This is a genomic window from Pseudomonas berkeleyensis, assembly GCF_014109765.1.
GTDB lineage: Bacteria > Pseudomonadota > Gammaproteobacteria > Pseudomonadales > Pseudomonadaceae > Aquipseudomonas > Aquipseudomonas berkeleyensis.
This window is the reverse complement of the sequence record NZ_CP059139.1, coordinates 4,006,901-4,025,014: the sequence shown is the minus strand read 5'-3', so window position 1 is coordinate 4,025,014 and position 18,114 is coordinate 4,006,901. Positions and strand designations below refer to the sequence as shown.

Sequence of the window (18,114 nt, the reverse complement as noted above, 5' to 3'; positions counted from 1 at the left end):
ACATTCCTCCGTACTGGTGGCCGACGCCACGAGCGGTTAACGTGCTGCGCTATTAGAAAGCGTGTGCACGAGGGCGGGGATGAAAGCATTGATGATCACGGGCAAGGTGTTGGCCTTGTCTTTCTGGCTGGTGTTCTGCGCCGCCCTGGCCAAGTGGCTGGGCAGCCCGTTCGAGCAATTGATCTACCTGCTGGCTGCCTTCTTGCTGTCACTGCATGGCCTTCAGCTATGGTTGTTCTCGTCGCTTCTGGTCGGGCGTAGCAGTCCCTGGCTGGATCGTGTCCAGGTACTGTTGTTCGGCATTTTCCATCTGTATCCGCTGAAAGTGGATAAACCAGTCGAAGCACCGGTTGCAGTGACAGTCGAGGAGGCCGCTCATGCGTAATCTGGCGCTTGTGCTGTGTTTCTGTGCGACAACGGCACTGGCCGATTCGCAGATCAAGGTTTCCTCCAACACGCTGATGCGCCTGCCAGCAGCTTCCAGCGCTTTGCAGCTGGATCGTCTGGAAGTGGCCGACCACGCTACGTTGCTGATTCCGGCGGCCGTGACCGAGCTGCGTATCGCCGAACTGCAGATGGGACGTGAAGCGCGTATCGGCGTTGCGCCTGGCGCTCAACCCTTGCGTCTGGAAATCCTTGATGCCGATGTGGGGGAAGGGGCCTGGATCAGCGCCAAAGGGGCTGCGGGCTCATACAGCAAACCTGCCACTGCAGGACGCGAGATCAAGCTCAAGCTGCATAAGATCACCTTCGAGTCACTGACTCTGGACGTTCGCGGTGGTCGTGGCACGCCTGGCTATGCAGGGCTCGACGGCGCTCACGGACAGCCGGGTGGATGCACCTGGGGCAGCGCCAGCAGTGGCTATGATGGCCAGGATGGTACTGACGGTCATGAAGGTGCGCCCGGCGGCAACGTCACCCTGGAAGTTTCGCACGCCGTTGAGGTCGAGCGTCTCCAGGTATTGCTCGATGGTGGTGCTGGCGGTGAGGCCGGTACTGCGGGGCGTGGCGGTCGTGGCGGTGCTGCCAAGGGCTGCCTGCTCTATGGCGTAGAGGGTGCCAGTGATGGCAGCCATGGTCGTCCGGGCCGCGAAGGCAGTGTCGGCCGCAGTGGTGAGCTGCAGGTTTTCCGTTTCTGAGCCTTTCGACTCTGTCGCGTAGGGTGTGCCGCGCGCTGTAGTGGGCGGTGAGTGTGTGGCTACACCCACCGCATGCGGCTTTCGGCCCGCCTCGCTTCAGAAAGTGGGGCGCATACCGACCAGAGCAGTCAGTGCCAGGCCGATCAGCAGGTTGAATCCCACCACCTTGCGAATCCTGCCCAGCACTGCGCCGCCTGCCGGCCAGTCCTCCGCCTCCACCGCACGACGCAATTCCGGCAGTTGCAGGGCCTGAATGCGCAGGAACAGGGCGAGCATCACCAGGTACAGCCCCATCATGATGTGCACGTAGCGCGGTGCGCCCTGCATTCCGCCGAAGCCCATCTGCAGCATGCCCATGCCGCTGACCGGCAGCAGCACCACCGCGGCCCACACCCAGATGAAGAAGCGCTTGAACACGCTCAGCCACAGGCGTAAGCGAGCGGGTGCTTCCAGCACTTCGACCGCCGAGGGACGCAGGATCATCCAGGCGAAGAACATACCGCCTACCCAGATCAGGGCAGCGAGCAGATGCAGGGCATAGAGCGAGGCGTAGGGCGTCATCAGGCGTCTCCGTTCGATTCTTGTAACGATCCTTCGACACAGGGTTCTGCGCTGGATCGATTGGCGCGCTATGATAGCGACCGCTTCAGAAATACTGAAAATTTATCCAGCCTTTTTCGTTTCAGAATACATGCTCAGCACTGAACTCAAGTCCCAGATCCAGGGCGCCTATTCCCGTTTCCTCGAGGCCAAGTCGCTCAAGCCTCGCTATGGCCAGCGCCTGATGATCGCCGAGATCGCCAAGGTGCTCGGCGCGATCAAGTCTGACGACGAAGGCAAACGCCTGGGCGATCCTGCCGTGGTCGCGGTAGAGGCGGGCACCGGTACCGGCAAGACGGTGGCCTACAGCCTGGCGACCATTCCGACCGCCAAGGCCGCGGGCAAACGCCTGGTCATCGCCACGGCGACGGTCGCCCTGCAGGAGCAGATCGTGCACAAGGATCTGCCGGATCTGCTGCGCAACAGTGGTCTGAACTTCAGCTTCGCCCTGGCCAAGGGGCGTGGCCGCTATCTGTGCCTGTCCAAGCTCGACCACCTGTTGCAGGATGGCGCCGCGCAAAGCGCCACCGCCCAGTTGTTCGAAGAAGAAGGCTTTCGCATCGATGTCGACGAGCAGGGCCAGAAGTTGTTTACCGCGATGATCGAGAAGCTCGCCGGTAACAAATGGGACGGCGACCGCGATTCATGGCCTGAAGAACTTGAAGACACGCGCTGGAGCCAACTGACTACCGATCATAGCCAGTGCACCAATCGGCATTGCCCGAACTTCCAGCAGTGTGCGTTCTACAAGGCCCGTGAAGGCATGGGCAAGGTCGATGTGATCGTCACCAACCACGACATGGTGTTGGCCGACCTGGCGCTGGGTGGCGGTGCCGTGCTGCCCGACCCGCGCGAAACCATCTACGTGTTCGACGAAGGCCATCACCTGCCGGACAAGGCCATCGGTCACTTCGCGCATTTCACCCGGCTGCGCTCGACTGCCGACTGGCTGACCCAGATCGACAAGAACCTCACCAAGCTGCTGGCGCAGAATCCGCTACCGGGTGACCTGGGTCGCCTGATCGAGCAGGTGCCGGAGCTGGCGCGCGAGTTGAAGAGTCATCAGCAGTTCATGTTCAGCGCCTGCGAGGAAATTGCCGACTTCAAGGCCGGCGAGGACATGGAAGGACGCGAGCGCCCACGCCACCGTTTTGTCGGTGGCGTAGTGCCCGAGCACATTCGCGAGCTGGGACTGGAGCTGAAGAAAGGTTTTTCCAAACTCAACGATCTGTTTACCGGCGTCACCGAACTGCTCAAGGAGGCGATGGACGGCGAGGGCGCAGTGGGTGTCGCCAGCCACCAGGCCGAGGAGTGGTACCCGTTGTTCGGCAGTCTGATGGCACGAGCCAAGGGCAACTGGGAACTGTGGTTGGCATTCACCGCCGAAGACCCGGAAGAGAGTCCGCCCATGGCCCGTTGGCTGACCCTGGCCGAGAGTGGCGCGTTGTTCGATATCGAGGTCAATGCGAGCCCGATCCTGGCCGCTGAGACCTTGCGGCGCAACCTGTGGAGCGTCGCCTACGGCGCCCTGGTGACCTCGGCCACGCTGACGGCATTGGGCTCTTTCGACCGTTACCGCATGCGCGCAGGTCTGCCCAAGGTGGCGGTCACTGCGGTGGTGCCGAGCCCCTTCCATCACGCGGATGCAGGTGTGTTGCGGGTGCCTGACCTCAAGGCCGATCCTCGCGATGCCGCGGTGCATACCGCGGCGATCATTCGCGATCTGCCGGCGCTGGTGGCTGGCAGTCGTGGTTCGCTGGTGCTGTTCTCCTCGCGTCGGCAGATGCAGGACGTATTCGACGGCCTGGAGCGCGACTGGCGTAAACGCGTGTTCATCCAGGGCAACCTGTCCAAGCAGGAGACCCTGAACAAGCACAAGGCACGTGTCGATTCCGGTGAAGAAAGCGTGCTGTTCGGCCTCGCCAGCTTTGCCGAAGGTGTCGACCTGCCTGGCGCCTATTGCGAGCACGTGGTGATCGCCAAGATTCCCTTCGCGGTGCCGGATGACCCGGTCGAGGCGGCGCTGGCCGAATGGATCGAGGCCCGTGGCGGCAACCCGTTCATGGAGATCGCGGTGCCGGATGCGTCCCTGCGCCTGGTACAGGCCTGTGGCCGTCTGCTGCGAACCGAAGAGGATCGCGGCACCATCACCTTGCTGGATCGTCGCGTGGTCACCCAGCGTTACGGCAAGGCGATTCTCAATGCCTTGCCGCCCTTTCGTCGGGAAATCCACTGAAACGCCCGTGCCACGGGCGTTTTGTCGATTACCAGCGGTTCCCAACAGGCGCATTGGCTGGAACAATGCCCGCAATTTCGTCAAAGGAGTCAACTGTGCAGGTTCAGGGGTATTTCGACTTGCGCTTCGAGGCGGTGAAGGAAGCCTTCGCCAGTCTCTTCGATGATCCACAGGAGCGCGGTGCCGCGCTCTGTGTCCAGGTCGGTGGGGAAACCGTGCTGGATATCTGGGCCGGTGTGATGGACAAGGACGGCCAGCAGGCCTGGCACAGCGATACCATCGCCAACCTGTTCTCCTGCACCAAACCCTTCGCCGCTGTCGTCGCCTTGCAACTGGTCGGCGAGGGCAAGCTCGAACTCGACGCGCCGGTTGCGCGTTACTGGCCTGAATTTGCTGCTGCGGGCAAGGAGCGCATCACCCTGCGTCATCTGCTCAGCCACCAGGCGGGCCTGCCGGCGCTGCACCAACTGCTGCCTGCCGAAGCTCTCTACGACTGGCAGACCATGACCACCGCGCTGGCCGCCGAAACGCCCTGGTGGACGCTCGGCGAAGGCCATGGCTATGCCCCGATCACTTATGGCTGGTTGATCGGCGAGCTGATCCGCCGTGTCGAGGGGCGTGGCCCCGGCGAAAGCATTGCCGCGCGTATCGCCAAACCGCTGGGCCTGGACTTCCATGTCGGCCTGGCTGACAGCGAGTTCGAGCGGGTCGCTCATATCGCCCGGGGCAAGGGCAACCTGGGGGATGCCGCAGCGCAGCGCCTGCTCAAGGTGATGATGAGCGATGCCGCTGCCATGAGTACGCGTTCGTTCACCAACCCGCCGTCGATCATGACCAGCACCAACAAGCCTGAGTGGCGACGCATGCAGCAGCCGGCCGCCAACGGGCACGGCAATGCCCGGAGCCTGGCCGGTTTCTACGCGGGCCTGCTCGATGGTCGCTTGCTGGAGAGCGAGTTGCTCGCCGAGATGACCCGTGAGCACGCCGTCGGTGAAGACAAGACGCTGCTGACTCAGACCCGTTTCGGCCTCGGCTGCATGCTCGATCAGGCGCAGGTGGCCAACGCCACCTACGGTCTGGGAGGCAACGCCTTCGGTCATCCCGGTGCCGGCGGTTCCAGCGGCTTCGCTGACCCCGAGCGCGATGTCGCGTTTGGCTTCGTTATCAACAATCTGGGACCGTTCGTCCTGATGGATCCGCGTGCGCAGAAATTAGCGCGGATATTGGCCCAATGCCTGTAACTGCCGGTCTACACTGCCTGGCAGTCGTGTTTTGAATAATTCGAATCGACTGAGACCCTGGGGGGCTTCATGCGCAACAAGATCTTCGCTTTCACCTGCTGCCTGCTGATTGCAGGTTGCTCCAGCCCGGAAAAGAAGGAAGTGGCCAAGCCGGCAGTGATGCCGCCACCACAAGTGACCCGTGCCTGGCTCGACGAATACGAGCCCAAGCTGCGCGAAGCGGTCAAAGGCAGCCATTTCGAGTTCGAGCGTCGCGAGAACCTGCTGGTGGTCACCGCGCCGGTACAGGGTTCCTTCAACCCGGATCGTCCGCAGATGCTGCTGCCGGTCAGCCTTGGTCCGATCACCCGCGTCGCCAAGTTGCTGGAAACCGATGAAGACATCGCTGTGGTCGTGCTCGGGCATGCCGACAGCAGTGGTGATGATGCGCAGAATCGCGACCTCAGCCAGCAACGTGCGCGTGCCGTGACCTCGATCTTCCGTCTCAGCGGCCTCAAGCAGAACCGACTGCAGGTCATGGGCCTGGGTTCGGATGCCCCACGTGCCGCCAACGACAGCGCCGCGGGCCGTGCGCTCAACCGCCGGGTGGAGATTCTGCTGACCTCGCGCGACACCATGCAGGGCCTGATCGCCAAGTACAGCCAGCCGGCCAAGGCCGAGTTGAAGGATGCACCCAAGGTAGCTGCCGTAGATCAAGGAAAACAGAACAAGTCGGAGTAAGCTTGGCGGCATTTCCCACTTGGTGAGGTGGCTCTGAAAACGCAAGTGCTTTCTAGAGCTGCCATCAGGAGCTGCCATGACCCAGACATTGGCCGATATGCGCCGCGACTACACCCGCGACGGCCTGAGCGAGACTCAGGCCCCGCTGGAGCCTTTTTCCCTGTTCCGTCAATGGTTCGATGATGCGGTGAAGACCGAGCAGTTGCCGGTCGAGCCCAATGCCATGACCCTGGCTACGGTCGACGAGAGCGGCCGGCCGCACTGTCGCGTACTGCTGCTCAAGGGCCTCGACGAGCGCGGTTTCACCTTCTTCAGCAATTACGACAGTGCCAAGGGGCGTCAGCTTGCGGTGCGTCCATTTGCTGCCATGACCTTCTTCTGGCCTAGCCTGGAGCGTCAGGTACGCATCGAGGGGCGCGTGGAGCAGGTCACTGCGGCCGAGTCCGATGGCTATTTCCAGGTGCGCCCCCTGGGCAGCCGGATCGGCGCTTGGGCCTCGCCGCAGAGCCGGGTGATTCGGGATCGTGCCGAGCTCGAAGGTCTGCTCGCTGAAACCGAGAAGCGCTTTCTCAACCAGACCCCGCATTGCCCGCCTCACTGGGGCGGCTATCGCCTGCTGCCGGAGCGTATCGAGTTCTGGCAGGGGCGTCCCAGCCGCCTGCATGACCGGCTCAATTACCGCCTGCAGGGCGAGGCCTGGATTCGCGAGCGCCTGGCACCCTGATGCACCCGCCATGACGGCCTTGTAGGGCGGCGCGGTGCGCACCAATCAAGATCGCATCACCGTCATTGGTGCACGTGGCGCGCCCTGCAAGGGCTGCGGATGCAATTCTGGGTGGTTTTCCGAAGTGTGAGCACGTAGCTGGCCTACAATGCCGGCTCTCGTCGCGGAGCCACTTCTCATGCTCGAACTCGATTCCACTCTGGCGCAGCGCATCGTCGACCGCGCGATGGCCATCCTGCCGCACAACATCAATGTGATGGATGCTCAGGGCATGATCATCGGCAGTGGTGATCCCAGCCGACTGCACACCCGTCATGAAGGCGCGCAACTGGTGCTGGCCAACCGCCGTGTGGTGGAAATCGATGCACAGGCGGCGGCCTGTCTGCGTGGCGTCAAACCGGGCGTCAATCTGCCGCTTCGTCATGCCGAACAACTGATCGGCGTGCTCGGCATCACCGGTGATCCCGAGGTGGTGCGCCCCTACGCCGAGCTGGTACGCATGGCCGCCGAGATGCTGGTGGAGCATCGTGTGTTGCAGGCTGAGCGGCATTGGCAGCGGCATCAGCAGGAAGCCTGGCTGCGTCAGTTGCTCGATCCGCAACAGGCCTTGGCCAGTCTCGAGGCGGAGGCCGAGCGGCTGGGACTGAATCTGGGCTGGCCCCGGCAGATGTGCCTGCTGCGTCTGGTGGAGCAGGGCGACCCGTTGCCGCGCCAGGCGCGTCTGCTGGCGGCGCTTGGAGGCAAGAGCGAGCATCTGGTGGCGCCGCTGGGGCGTAATGAATTGCTCTGGTGTCGTCCCTATAACGCCAGTCGCGATGATCAGGCCTGGTTGAGCCAGGCTGATGAGCGCGAATGGGGCGTGCGTTCCATGGCCTTGAGCGATCCTCTGAGCGATCTTGCCGAATTGCGTCAGGCCAGCCTGGTGTTGCGTGATCTGCAGGCCTATGGGCAGGCGCGCTTCCCACGGCGTCGCCTGTTGTCACTGGAGGAGCTGCGCCTGCCCACCTTGCTTTATGCGCAACGCCACAGCTGGTTGTTGCAGGGGTGGCTGGCACCGTTGCGTCAGGTTCTGGCTCAGGATGCACAAGGCACGTTGCGGGCCACGCTGGAAGCCTGGTGCGCCCATGATGGCCAGATTCAAACCTGCGCCCAGGCATTGGGCATTCATCGTAATACCCTGCGTTATCGCCTGGAGCGCATTGGCGAGCTGAGTGGGCTCGACCTCAATCGCTTCGATCAGCGCCTGCAGTTGTCCCTGGGGCTGGGCCTGCTGGGCGCCGAGGGCGATGAGCCCGGTTGAAGGAGTGTTGTGCGCCTGAACTAAATGACTCGTTCAAGGCTCTTGTCTTTTGGTGCGGGCGCACAGGGTCTGCCGCTCAAGGCTGAGCCACAATGGCCTGCCTGTCGGCATTCCCAGCCGGATACTGCATCCGGTCATAACAACAATGAGGAGACTGGTCATGGGCCTGGTCCTGATCCTGGTGGCGCTCATCGCGTTCATCGTACTGTCCACTACACGCTTGAAGTTGCACCCCTTTCTCGCCTTGCTGGGCGCCGCGATCATCGCCGGTTTCGCCTATCAGCTTCCCGCTCCCGAGATTCTCAAGACCGTCGCGTCGGGTTTCGGCGGCATTCTCGGCTACATCGGTATCGTCATCGCGTTGGGCACCATCATTGGGGTGATCCTGGAGCGCAGTGGCGCAGCCATCACCATGGCGGAGACCGTGATTCGTCTGCTGGGCCAGCGTTTCCCTACGCTGACCATGTCGATCATCGGTTATCTGGTGTCCATTCCGGTGTTCTGTGATTCCGGCTACGTCATCCTCAACTCGCTGAAGAACGCCCTGGCGGCGCGGATGAAGGTATCCGTGGTGGCCATGAGCGTGGCATTGGCCACCGGTCTGTACGCTACCCACACCTTCGTGCCGCCGACCCCGGGACCGATTGCCGCCGCCGGCAACCTCGGCCTGGAAACCTCGCTGGGCCTGGTGATCGCTGTCGGCCTGGTGGTCGCGCTGGTTACCGCGCTGGCTGGCATGCTCTGGGCCAACCGTTTCCTCAAGCAGAACGACAAGGAACTGCTGGAAGAGGCGCCGAGCGAACTGCTCGACGATGCGGTCGATTTCGAGGCACTCAAGGCGCGCTATGGCAAGCTGCCCAGCGCCTTCCAGGCTTTCGCGCCGATCTTCGTGCCCATCGTGCTGATCTGCCTGGGCTCCATCGCTGTGTTCCCCAGCAAGCCGTTCGGTGATGGTCTGCTGTTCGGCATGCTGAATTTCTTCGGTCAGCCGATTGCGGCGCTGCTGGTTGGTCTGGCCCTGGCTTGCACGTTGCTCAAGAGCGCCGACAAGCGTCAGGAATTCCATGATTACGTTGCCGATGGCCTGGTGTCCGCTGCGCCGATCCTGCTGATCACCGGTGCTGGTGGCGCTTTCGGCGCGATCCTCAAGGTCACCCCGCTGGGTGATTACCTGGGCACTACGCTGTCGGCACTGGGCATCGGTCTGTTCATGCCGTTCGTGGTCGCCGCCGCGCTGAAGAGCGCACAAGGTTCGACGACTGTCGCATTGGTCACCACCTCTGCGTTGGTCGCGCCACTGCTCGGTCAGTTGGGGCTCGATAGCGAGATGGGCCGCGTGCTGACCGTCATGGCCATCGGTGCGGGGGCGATGACTGTTTCCCATGCCAACGACAGCTTCTTCTGGGTCGTCACCCAGTTCAGTCGCATGAAGGTTTCCACGGCTTATCGTGCGCAAACGATCGCTACCCTGATCCAGGGTGTCGCCGGCATGATCACCGTCTGGCTGCTCAGCCTGGTTCTGCTGTAATTCGCTTCATTGGCGGACGGTTTTCGGGCCGTCCGCCCCTTCCGAGGTTCCCATCATGAAAATCGTCATCGCTCCCGACTCCTTCAAGGAGAGTCTCAGTGCGCCCGATGTGGCCGCAGCCATCGCACGCGGCTGGCAACAGGTGTTTCCCGAAGCCGAATGCCTGCTACGGCCAATGGCCGATGGTGGCGAGGGCACGGTGGATGCACTGCTGGCTGCCGTGGGTGGTGAGCGGCGCGAGCATCAGGTACGTGGCCCCATGGGTGAGGTGGTCACCGCGCATTGGGGCTGGTTGGGGCAGGGCACTGCAGTCATTGAAATGGCTGCTGCCAGCGGCCTGCATTGGGTGCCACGTGAGCGGCGTGATGCACGCCGGGCCAGTAGCTTTGGCACGGGCGAGCTGATCAGCGAAGCGCTCGAGGCTGGGGCGACGCGCATCATCCTCGGGCTCGGCGGCAGCGCCACCAATGATGGCGGGATGGGCCTTCTGCAGGCGCTTGGCGTGCGCTTTCTCGATGAGCAGGGACGCGAGCTGGCGTCTGGCGGTGCCGCGCTGGCAGGGCTCGATCAGATCGATCTGAGTGGCCTGGATGCCCGGTTGCTGCAGGTACAGGTCGAGGTCGCTGCGGACGTCGATAACCCGCTCTGTGGCCCACGCGGTGCGTCGGCAGTGTTCGGCCCGCAGAAGGGGGCATCGCCCGAGCAGGTCGCCGAACTGGATTCTGCGCTGGAGCGTTATGCGCGCGTCGTTGCGGCGACGCTTGGCGAGGATCACGCGCAATTTCCGGGCGTAGGTGCGGCGGGGGGGCTTGGCTTTGCCGCGCGGGCGTTTCTGAAGGCCAGTTTCCGGCCGGGCATCGAGCTGGTGGCCGAGCTGTCCGGGCTGGCCGAAGCGGTACAGGGGGCTGATCTGGTGATTACCGGTGAAGGGCGAATGGACGAGCAGACCCTGCATGGCAAGACGCCCATGGGCGTGGCGCGCGTCGCGCGGGCAGCGGGTGCACCGGTGATAGCTTTGGCAGGTAGCCTGGGCGAGAACTACCAGGCACTTTACGACGCCGGTATCGAAGCCGCGTTCAGCCTGGCGCCAGGGCCGCTTTCGCTGGAGCAGGCGATGGCTGGTGCCGCCGCGGAGTTGCAGGCGCGTGCGGTGGATATCGCTCGGCTGTGGCGCCTGGGCGGTCTGGCACGCTGATGCTTGGCTGAGCCCGCGCATAGAACCTAGCTGAACTCTGTCTGTCTGAATCTACTATTGTTGAGGCATGTTGGTGACGACTGCCTGGGCGTGGCGTCTAATGGATCGAGATATCTCTGGAGGAATTGCTATGCGTAAACCCACTCTGCTCATCACCTCGCTGGCTGCGTTTCTGGCTCTCGGCGGTTGCCAGTCCAGCCTGACCGGTGACACCTACAGCCGTGACGAGGCCCGAGCGGTGCAAACGGTGCGCATGGGAACCATCGAGTCGCTTCGACCGGTCAAGATCGAAGGTACCAAGACGCCGATCGGCGCCGGTGCCGGTGCGGTAATCGGTGGTGTCGGTGGTAGTGGTCTTGGCGGTGGCCGTGGTAGCGCCGTCATGGCGGTGGTCGGCGCCGTTGCCGGTGGCCTGCTGGGCGCAGCAGCCGAAGAAGGCCTGACGCGTACCCAAGGTGTCGAGATCACCGTGCGCGAAGATGACGGCACCATGCGTGCCTACGTGCAGGAAGTCGAACCGAACCAGGTGTTCCGGGTTGGCGAGCGCGTGCGCATCATGACCGTCAACGGCACCAGCCGCGTCACTCACTGATTCTGTATCCCCATGAAAGTCGGAGCGGTGCGACACCGCTCCGACTTTTTTATGCCTGCATCATTCATGGCGGCTCACCTACAGGGCCCTGGCTGGAGAGGGGAAATTGCCCCTGGCGCTCTGGTAATCGCACCGTCATTGCAACATGCTGTTTTTAGTAATAATTCAATGCATGACGCTGGTTCGATAGTTATGGATAATCGCTGGCTATTCTGGTTCTGACGACGGTGTAGCCGTTTCCGGGCGGTAGGGACTGCCGCCGTCACGGACTTTTGACTCCAGTTCATGCCGCCGGGTCGCGCCGGCCGTTCCGCATAGAGGGGGTGCCGATGGTACTTGCGCTGATTATCGCCTTGCCGTTTCTCGGGCTGATCCTGCCCGTGCTGGCCGACCGCTTCGGCCGTCTGGCCTGTGCCCTGGCCACAGCCATTGCGCCGCTCACGGCCCTGATCCTGCTGCTGATGCAACAACCGCGCGTATTCGCCGGTGAAGTGCTGCGCGTGCAGTACGAGTGGCTGCCGCAACTGGGCTTGAACCTTAGCCTGCGCCTCGATGGCCTGGGCTTCTTGTTCGCCCTGTTGATCCTCGGCATCGGTTTGCTGGTGATTCTCTACGCACGTTACTACCTGTCGAAGCGCGACTCGATGGGGCAGTTCTTCTCCTTCCTGCTGTTGTTCATGGGCGCCATGCTGGGCGTGGTGCTGTCGGAAAACCTGCTGCTGATGATGGTGTTCTGGGAGCTGACCAGCCTGTCGTCGTTCCTGCTCATCGGCTTCTGGGGCTGGCGTTCCGAAGCGCGCAAGGGTGCGCGCATGGCGCTGACCGTCACCGGCGGCGGTGGTCTGGCGCTGCTGGCCGGTATCCTGCTGATCGGCAACATCGTCGGCAGCTTCGAGCTGACCGACGTGCTGGCTTCGGGCGACCTGATCCGCGCCCATGCGCTGTATCCGCTGGCGCTGATTCTGGTGCTGCTTGGGGTGTTCACCAAGTCCGCACAGTTTCCCTTCCATTTCTGGCTGCCGCACGCGATGGCGGCGCCTACGCCGGTGTCGGCCTATCTGCACTCGGCGACGATGGTCAAGGCCGGCGTGTTCCTTCTGGCGCGCTTGTACCCGGCACTGGCCGACTCCGACTGGTGGTTCTATCTGGTCAGCCTCACCGGCCTGACCACGCTGCTGGTCGGCGCCTGCATGGCGTTGTTCCAGCATGACCTCAAAGGACTGCTGGCTTACTCGACCATCAGCCACCTGGGCCTGATCACCCTGTTGTTCGGCCTGGATACCCGTCTGGCAGCCGTGGCGGCGGTGTTCCACATCATCAATCATGCGACCTTCAAGGCCTCGTTGTTCATGGCCGCGGGCATCATCGACCACGAGACCGGCAGCCGCGACATGCGCAAGCTCGCCGGGCTATGGCGGTACATGCCACATACGGCCGTGCTGGCCATGGTGGCTGCTTCGGCGATGGCCGGGGTGCCATTGCTCAACGGCTTCCTCAGCAAGGAAATGTTCTTCGGCGAAACCCTCAATCAGCACCTGTTTGGCAGCTTCAATTGGGTGATCCCGGCAGTGGCGACACTGGCCGGTGTGTTCGCCGTAGCCTATTCGCTGCGTTTCATTCATGACGTGTTCTTTAACGGCGAGCCGCATGACCTGCCCAAGTACCCGCCGCATGAACCGCCGCGTTATATGAAGGTGCCGGTGGAGATTCTGGTCTTCCTCTGCTTACTGGTCGGCGTCGTGCCGGCCTATACGGTGGCACCGCTGCTGGCCAGCGCTGCAGGTGCGACCCTCGGCGGTGAGCTGCCGGAGTACAGCCTGGCGATCTGGCACGGCTTCAACCTGCCGCTGCTGATGAGCTTCATCGCACTGTTTGGTGGTATTGCCGTCTATGTGCTGCGCAAGCCGCTGTTCCAGTGGTACGAGGGGTTGCCCACGGTCGACGCCAAGCTGGTGTTCGACAATGCGCTGGTCGGCCTGATCAAGTTGGCGCGCCGCTTCACCGGCCTGCTGGAGAACGGTTCGCTACAGAGTTACCTCGGCTGGATGCTCGGCGCCACGCTGCTGCTGCTGATCGTCGCGTTGAGCCCGCTGCAAAATCTCACCGGCTCGGTGGAGCTGACGCCGCTCGATGGCATCACGGCGCTGGGCATGGTTCTGCTGATGGGCAGCGCGCTGTTGACCGTGTATTTCCATCGCCGCCGCCTGGTGGCGTTGATGCTGCTCAGCCTGGCGGGGTTGATGGTGGCACTGGCTTTCGCCCGTTTCTCGGCGCCGGATCTGGCGCTGACCCAGGTGTCGGTGGAGGTGGTGACCATCATCCTGCTGATGCTGACGCTGTATTTCATGCCGGATCGCACGCCAGTGGAGTCCAGCAGCCTGCGTGCGTTGCGTGATTTCACCCTGGCTGGTGGTGTCGGCGCGGTGGTGGCGATGCTTGCCTATGCCGTGCTGACCCGTCCGTACCAGAGCATTTCCTCGTTCTTCCTCGACAACAGCGTCTCCGGCGGCGGTGGCACCAATGTGGTCAACGTGATCCTGGTGGACTTCCGCGGTTTCGATACCCTTGGCGAGATCACCGTGCTGGCGATTGCCGCCATCGGTATCTATGCGCTGCTGTACGGCCTGCACCTGCCGCACCCGACCCACGACAAGAACGGTCGTCTGTGGTCGACCGACAGCCACCCGATGATCCTCGACAACCTGGCGCGTGCCTTGCTGCCGTTGGCGCTGTTGATCGCCGTATTCATCTTCATCCGCGGTCACAACCTGCCGGGCGGCGGCTTCATCGCCGGCTTGATCACCGCGGTCGCGCTGATCCTGCAGTACATCTCGCATGGCGTGACCTGGACGCAGCAGCGTCTGCGTTTCAGCTACCACAGTATGGCCGGCTGGGGCGTGCTGATCGCCGCCTTCACCGGCCTGGGCAGTTGGGCGTTCGGCGTGCCGTTCCTGACGTCCGCCTTCGACCATTTCCACATCCCGCTGATCGGCGAGATCGAGCTGGCCACGGCCATCCTCTTCGACCTGGGCGTCTACCTCGCGGTAGTGGGGGCTACGTTGCTGATCCTGTCCAACCTCGGACACGTCGGTCAGGACGAATCCTGCAAGGAGGTCATCTAAATGGAGGTGTTGTTCGCCATCACCCTTGGGGTACTCACGGCTGCCGGTGTCTACCTGATCCTGCGTGCACGGATCTTTCCGGTGGTCATGGGGCTGACCCTGATTTCCTACGCGGTCAACCTGTTCATCTTCGCCATGGGGCGGCTTGGCACCGGGGTGCCGGCGGTGATCGGACGCAGTCCGGCCTATGGTGACCCGCTGCCGCAGGCGCTGGTGCTGACGGCCATCGTCATCGGCTTCGCCATGACCGCCTTCGTCGTGGTGCTGGCGCTGCGCGGCCTGGGTGAGCTGAAGACCGATCACGTCGACGGCGAGGAGCCGCGCGTATGAATCATGCCCTGATCCTGCCGATTCTGCTGCCGATGCTGGCGGGCGCCTTGCTGCTGGTTGGCCATAATCTGAGTAAGCCCCTCAAGCGCGCGCTGTCGCTGACGGCCACCTGGGCCTTGGTGCCGCTGGGGCTCTACCTGGTCTTGCTGGCCGACGATGGCCAGTTACGCGCCTATGCACTGGGCAACTGGCAAGCGCCGTTCGGCATCATGCTGCTGCTCGACCGCCTCAGCGCGCTGATGCTGCTGCTGACGGCGGTGCTGGCCGGTTTCGCCGTGCTCTACGCCAGCCGCGGTGATGACGCGCGCGGGCAGAACTTCCACGCGCTGTTCCAGTTCCAGTTGCTGGGGATCAACGGCGCCTTTCTCACTGCCGACCTGTTCAACCTGTTCGTCTTCTTCGAGATTCTGCTGATTTCCTCCTACTCGTTGCTGGTACATGGCAACGGCAAGGATCAGATCAAGGCTGGCGTGCACTATGTGGTGCTCAATCTGCTCGGTTCGTCGTTCTTCCTGATCGGCGTGAGCATGCTCTACGGCCTGAGCGGCACGCTGAACATGCCGGATCTGGCACAGAAAGTGGCCGACGCCGACCCTGAGCTGGCGCCGCTGTTCAGCGCTGCCGCCTACCTGCTGCTGGTGGTGTTCGCCCTCAAGGCGGCGGTGCTGCCGCTGTATTTCTGGCTGCCGAAGGCCTACGCCTCGGCGCCTGCTCCGGTGGCGGCGCTGTTCGCGATCATGACCAAGGTCGGCCTGTATTCGATCTTCCGCGTGTTCACCCTGGTCTTCGGTGAAGGCGCTGGCCCGTTGGCCAACATGGCCCATGAGATGCTCTGGTGGCTGGCGTTGCTGACACTGGCCGCCGGTGCCATCGGCGCTCTGGCTGCCGAACGTCTGCAAGTGCTGTTGGGTTATCTGGTGGTGGTGTCGGTGGGCACGCTGCTGGCGGGCTTCTCGCTCGGTACGCCACAGGCGTTGAGCGCCGCCCTGTATTACCTGGTGCACAGCACCCTGATCAGCGCGGCGTTGTTCCTGCTGGCTGGGTTGATCGTGCGTCAGCGTGGCCCGGCGGGTGACGATCTGCACCTGCTGCAGGCCCTGCATCAACCGCTGCTGCTGGGCGCGCTGTTCTTCGCCGCGACCATTTCGGTGGCTGGTTTGCCGCCGTTTTCCGGCTTCCTCGGCAAGCTGCTGTTGCTGCGTTCGGTCGAGCCGGGCAGCCAGGCGCTGTGGTTGTGGTCGGTGGTGCTGCTCTCCGGGTTGGTGACGCTGGTGGCGCTGAGCCGTGCCGGCAGCCAGCTGTTCTGGCACAGCCATGGCCGGCCACTGGAGAACACCGCGCCGGCCGATTGGACGCGCCTTGGCGCAACGCTGGGCCTGCTGCTGGCCAGCCCCTTGCTGCTGGTGATGGCACAACCGCTGCTGGCCTACGCACAGGGCACTGCCGAGCAGTTGCTCAACCTGCAGCCGTACCTTTCGCTGATTAATGGAGGTGAGGCATGAGACGTCTGTTTCCCCATCCCCACCTGACCCTGCTGCTGGCCGTCATCTGGCTGGCGTTGGTCAACACCATCGCGCTCGGCCAGGTCTTGCTCGGCCTGTTCCTCGGCTGGGCCATCGTCTGGCTGACCCGCGACTTTCTGCTCAACGTGCCGCACCTGCGGCGGCCGCTGAAACTCGCCGCGTTCCTGATCAAGGTGTTCTACGACATCGTGCTGGCCAACCTGCACGTCGCACGCCTGGTGCTGGGGCCGCAGGATCGCCTGCGACCGGCATTCGTCGAGGTGCCGATGGACATCGAGGACGAGTTCCTTCTGTCGCTGCTGGCCTGTGTGGTTTCGCTGACCCCGGGCACCGTCTCGGCTGGGCTCAGCAATGATCACAAGACCCTGTTGCTGCATGGCCTGGATGTGCCGGATGCCGATGCCATGATCGCCGAAATCAAGAGCCGTTACGAAGCGCCGCTGCTGGAGATATTCGAATGCTCGCCTACGTGATTCCCGTCTGCCTGTTCATCATCGGCGTGGCCATGGTGCTCAACGTGCTGCGCCTGGTGCAGGGGCCGAGCATGCCGGATCGCGTGCTGGCGCTGGATACCCTGTACATCAATGCGCTGGCGCTGATCGTGCTGTTCGGCATTTGGCTGGATTCCGACCTGTTCTTCGAGATCGCCCTGCTGATCGCGGTGATGGGCTTCGTCAGTACCGTCGCCGTGGGGAAGCATCTGATGCACGGCGACATCATCGATTGATCCTGTCCAAAGTCTGCTGCGCGTCGGGCCTGCCGCGTTAGAAACAGGCTCAAAATGCTCATTTACGTTTGTAAACTGCGCTTTTTCGCCTGTTTCTGCCTTGCATGCCTCTAGCTCGCGAGACTTTGATCCAGGTTCTAGGAGGTTTTTCCATGCCACTGTGGGTCGAAATACTGGTCTCCCTGTTCCTGCTGATCGGCAGCCTGTTCGCTTTGGTTGGCGCCATCGGCTTGTACCGTCTGCCGGACTTTTTCATGCGCCTGCACGGGCCGACCAAGGCCACCACCCTTGGTGTGGGCGGCATGGTCATCGCTTCGCTGATCTTCTTCGGCAGTCGTGGCGAAGGGCTGAGCCTGCATGAGTTTCTGATCACCCTGTTCCTGTTCATTACCGCACCGGTGAGTGCGCACATGCTGTCCAAGGCGGCGATGCAGCAGAAGGTCGAGCTGGTCGAGCGCACTCGCGGACGTCCCTGGGAAGATGACCGTTAACAGGCACAGTTATCGTTTCTTGCTGTACCTGTGTCCGTACCAGGCCAGTCTCTAGACTGGCCTTTTCTTTGGGAGCCAGGTTATGAACGAAGCCCGCATTCGCCAGGCGCAGCCGGCCGATATCCAGGCCATGTGCGCACTGTTGCTGGAACACGGCCCCAACCCCTGGAACTACCTGCCCGAGGCCGAGGTGCGTGCTCACCTGCAGGCCATCGCAAGTGGCGAAACATTGGCCGTGTTGGCCGAGGGCAGCAGTGGCTTGCTCGGTTTCGTCAGCTATCGACTGACCCACGATTTTTCCGCTCATCAGCCCTTGGGGCGAGAGTTGGAACAGCACGCGTATATCTGCGAGGCGGTCGTGCATCGCGGCTGTGCGGGGCAGGGGTTGGGTTCGCGATTGCTCGAAGCGACGATTGAGTGCATCAGCGCATTGGGCGTGCAAGACGTCTACATCGATCGACACGAGGAGAATGCCGCCTCGGCAGGGATGATGCGCAAGGCCGGGTTCACTGAATTGCTGAGCTACGACGACCATGCACGGCGTAGCCATGGCTCGCGTCGCTCGACCTTGTGTTGCCGGCGCGTTGGCGGGAACGCTGACCAGTAGGGTGTGCTGTGCGCACCAATTGTTGTACGCAGGAGGCGG

18 protein-coding genes are annotated in these 18,114 nt (G+C 62.9%); 17 read left to right on the top strand and 1 reads right to left on the bottom strand.

Annotated elements, in window-relative coordinates; all coding sequences use genetic code 11:
• Nucleotides 1–79 precede the first annotated feature (79 nt).
• The gene (locus HS968_RS18630; protein WP_119693097.1) at nucleotides 80–385 is read left to right on the top strand and encodes a DUF1145 domain-containing protein; all 306 of its coding nucleotides are present in this window, start codon (nucleotides 80–82) and stop codon (nucleotides 383–385) included.
• A complete protein-coding gene (locus tag HS968_RS18625) occupies nucleotides 378–1,139 on the top strand; it encodes a collagen-like protein (RefSeq protein WP_119693096.1) in 762 nt (253 codons plus the stop codon). Before HS968_RS18630 ends, HS968_RS18625 begins: the two co-directional genes overlap by 8 nt.
• A gap of 96 nt (nucleotides 1,140–1,235) precedes the next feature.
• On the opposite strand, the gene HS968_RS18620 is transcribed toward HS968_RS18625, so the two are convergent.
• Complete coding sequence (locus HS968_RS18620; RefSeq protein WP_106736632.1) at nucleotides 1,236–1,700, bottom strand: CopD family protein; 465 nt, start codon at nucleotides 1,698–1,700, stop codon at nucleotides 1,236–1,238.
• Nucleotides 1,701–1,830: 130 nt separating this feature from the next.
• Between HS968_RS18620 and dinG the strand changes: the two genes are divergently transcribed.
• The 15 genes from dinG to HS968_RS18545 all read left to right on the top strand — a co-directional run bounded on the left by dinG (nucleotide 1,831) and on the right by HS968_RS18545 (nucleotide 18,075).
• Nucleotides 1,831–3,975: an ATP-dependent DNA helicase DinG gene (gene dinG / locus HS968_RS18615; RefSeq protein WP_119693095.1), complete on the top strand. Its 2,145-nt coding sequence runs from the start codon at nucleotides 1,831–1,833 to the stop codon at nucleotides 3,973–3,975.
• A gap of 95 nt (nucleotides 3,976–4,070) precedes the next feature.
• Nucleotides 4,071–5,216 carry a serine hydrolase domain-containing protein gene (locus tag HS968_RS18610; RefSeq protein ID WP_119693094.1) on the top strand — a complete coding sequence of 382 codons (1,146 nt, stop codon included), beginning with the start codon at nucleotides 4,071–4,073 and terminating at the stop codon, nucleotides 5,214–5,216.
• A 69-nt stretch (nucleotides 5,217–5,285) separates the two neighbouring features.
• Nucleotides 5,286–5,936, top strand: a complete 651-nt coding sequence (locus tag HS968_RS18605; RefSeq protein WP_119693093.1) for an OmpA family protein — start codon at nucleotides 5,286–5,288, stop codon at nucleotides 5,934–5,936.
• A gap of 76 nt (nucleotides 5,937–6,012) precedes the next feature.
• Nucleotides 6,013–6,660, top strand: coding sequence for a pyridoxamine 5'-phosphate oxidase (gene pdxH, locus HS968_RS18600; RefSeq protein WP_119693092.1), 648 nt, complete (start codon nucleotides 6,013–6,015; stop codon nucleotides 6,658–6,660).
• A gap of 178 nt (nucleotides 6,661–6,838) precedes the next feature.
• On the top strand, nucleotides 6,839–7,960 hold the full coding sequence (locus tag HS968_RS18595) for a sugar diacid recognition domain-containing protein (protein ID WP_119693091.1): 1,122 nt from the start codon (nucleotides 6,839–6,841) through the stop codon (nucleotides 7,958–7,960).
• A 160-nt stretch (nucleotides 7,961–8,120) separates the two neighbouring features.
• Nucleotides 8,121–9,488, top strand: coding sequence for a GntP family permease (locus tag HS968_RS18590; protein ID WP_119693090.1), 1,368 nt, complete (start codon nucleotides 8,121–8,123; stop codon nucleotides 9,486–9,488).
• Nucleotides 9,489–9,543: 55 nt separating this feature from the next.
• On the top strand, nucleotides 9,544–10,683 hold the full coding sequence (locus HS968_RS18585) for a glycerate kinase (RefSeq protein ID WP_119693089.1): 1,140 nt from the start codon (nucleotides 9,544–9,546) through the stop codon (nucleotides 10,681–10,683).
• A gap of 130 nt (nucleotides 10,684–10,813) precedes the next feature.
• Nucleotides 10,814–11,275, top strand: coding sequence for an outer membrane lipoprotein (locus tag HS968_RS18580; RefSeq protein ID WP_119693088.1), 462 nt, complete (start codon nucleotides 10,814–10,816; stop codon nucleotides 11,273–11,275).
• A gap of 329 nt (nucleotides 11,276–11,604) precedes the next feature.
• Nucleotides 11,605–14,397, top strand: coding sequence for a monovalent cation/H+ antiporter subunit A (locus tag HS968_RS18575; RefSeq protein ID WP_119693087.1), 2,793 nt, complete (start codon nucleotides 11,605–11,607; stop codon nucleotides 14,395–14,397).
• Nucleotides 14,398–14,727 (top strand): Na+/H+ antiporter subunit C, encoded by a 330-nt coding sequence (locus HS968_RS18570; protein WP_106736622.1) that lies wholly within the window; start codon nucleotides 14,398–14,400, stop codon nucleotides 14,725–14,727.
• Complete coding sequence (locus HS968_RS18565; protein WP_182368045.1) at nucleotides 14,724–16,229, top strand: monovalent cation/H+ antiporter subunit D; 1,506 nt, start codon at nucleotides 14,724–14,726, stop codon at nucleotides 16,227–16,229. Before HS968_RS18570 ends, HS968_RS18565 begins: the two co-directional genes overlap by 4 nt.
• On the top strand, nucleotides 16,226–16,723 hold the full coding sequence (locus HS968_RS18560) for a Na+/H+ antiporter subunit E (RefSeq protein ID WP_106736620.1): 498 nt from the start codon (nucleotides 16,226–16,228) through the stop codon (nucleotides 16,721–16,723). Before HS968_RS18565 ends, HS968_RS18560 begins: the two co-directional genes overlap by 4 nt.
• The gene (locus tag HS968_RS18555) at nucleotides 16,708–16,977 is read left to right on the top strand and encodes a K+/H+ antiporter subunit F (RefSeq protein ID WP_106736619.1); all 270 of its coding nucleotides are present in this window, start codon (nucleotides 16,708–16,710) and stop codon (nucleotides 16,975–16,977) included. The genes HS968_RS18560 and HS968_RS18555 overlap by 16 nt, the downstream gene beginning before the upstream one ends.
• A gap of 152 nt (nucleotides 16,978–17,129) precedes the next feature.
• The gene (locus HS968_RS18550; protein ID WP_119693084.1) at nucleotides 17,130–17,468 is read left to right on the top strand and encodes a Na+/H+ antiporter subunit G; all 339 of its coding nucleotides are present in this window, start codon (nucleotides 17,130–17,132) and stop codon (nucleotides 17,466–17,468) included.
• An 82-nt stretch (nucleotides 17,469–17,550) separates the two neighbouring features.
• Complete coding sequence (locus tag HS968_RS18545; RefSeq protein ID WP_182368042.1) at nucleotides 17,551–18,075, top strand: GNAT family N-acetyltransferase; 525 nt, start codon at nucleotides 17,551–17,553, stop codon at nucleotides 18,073–18,075.
• The last annotated feature ends 39 nt before the right edge of the window (nucleotides 18,076–18,114 follow it).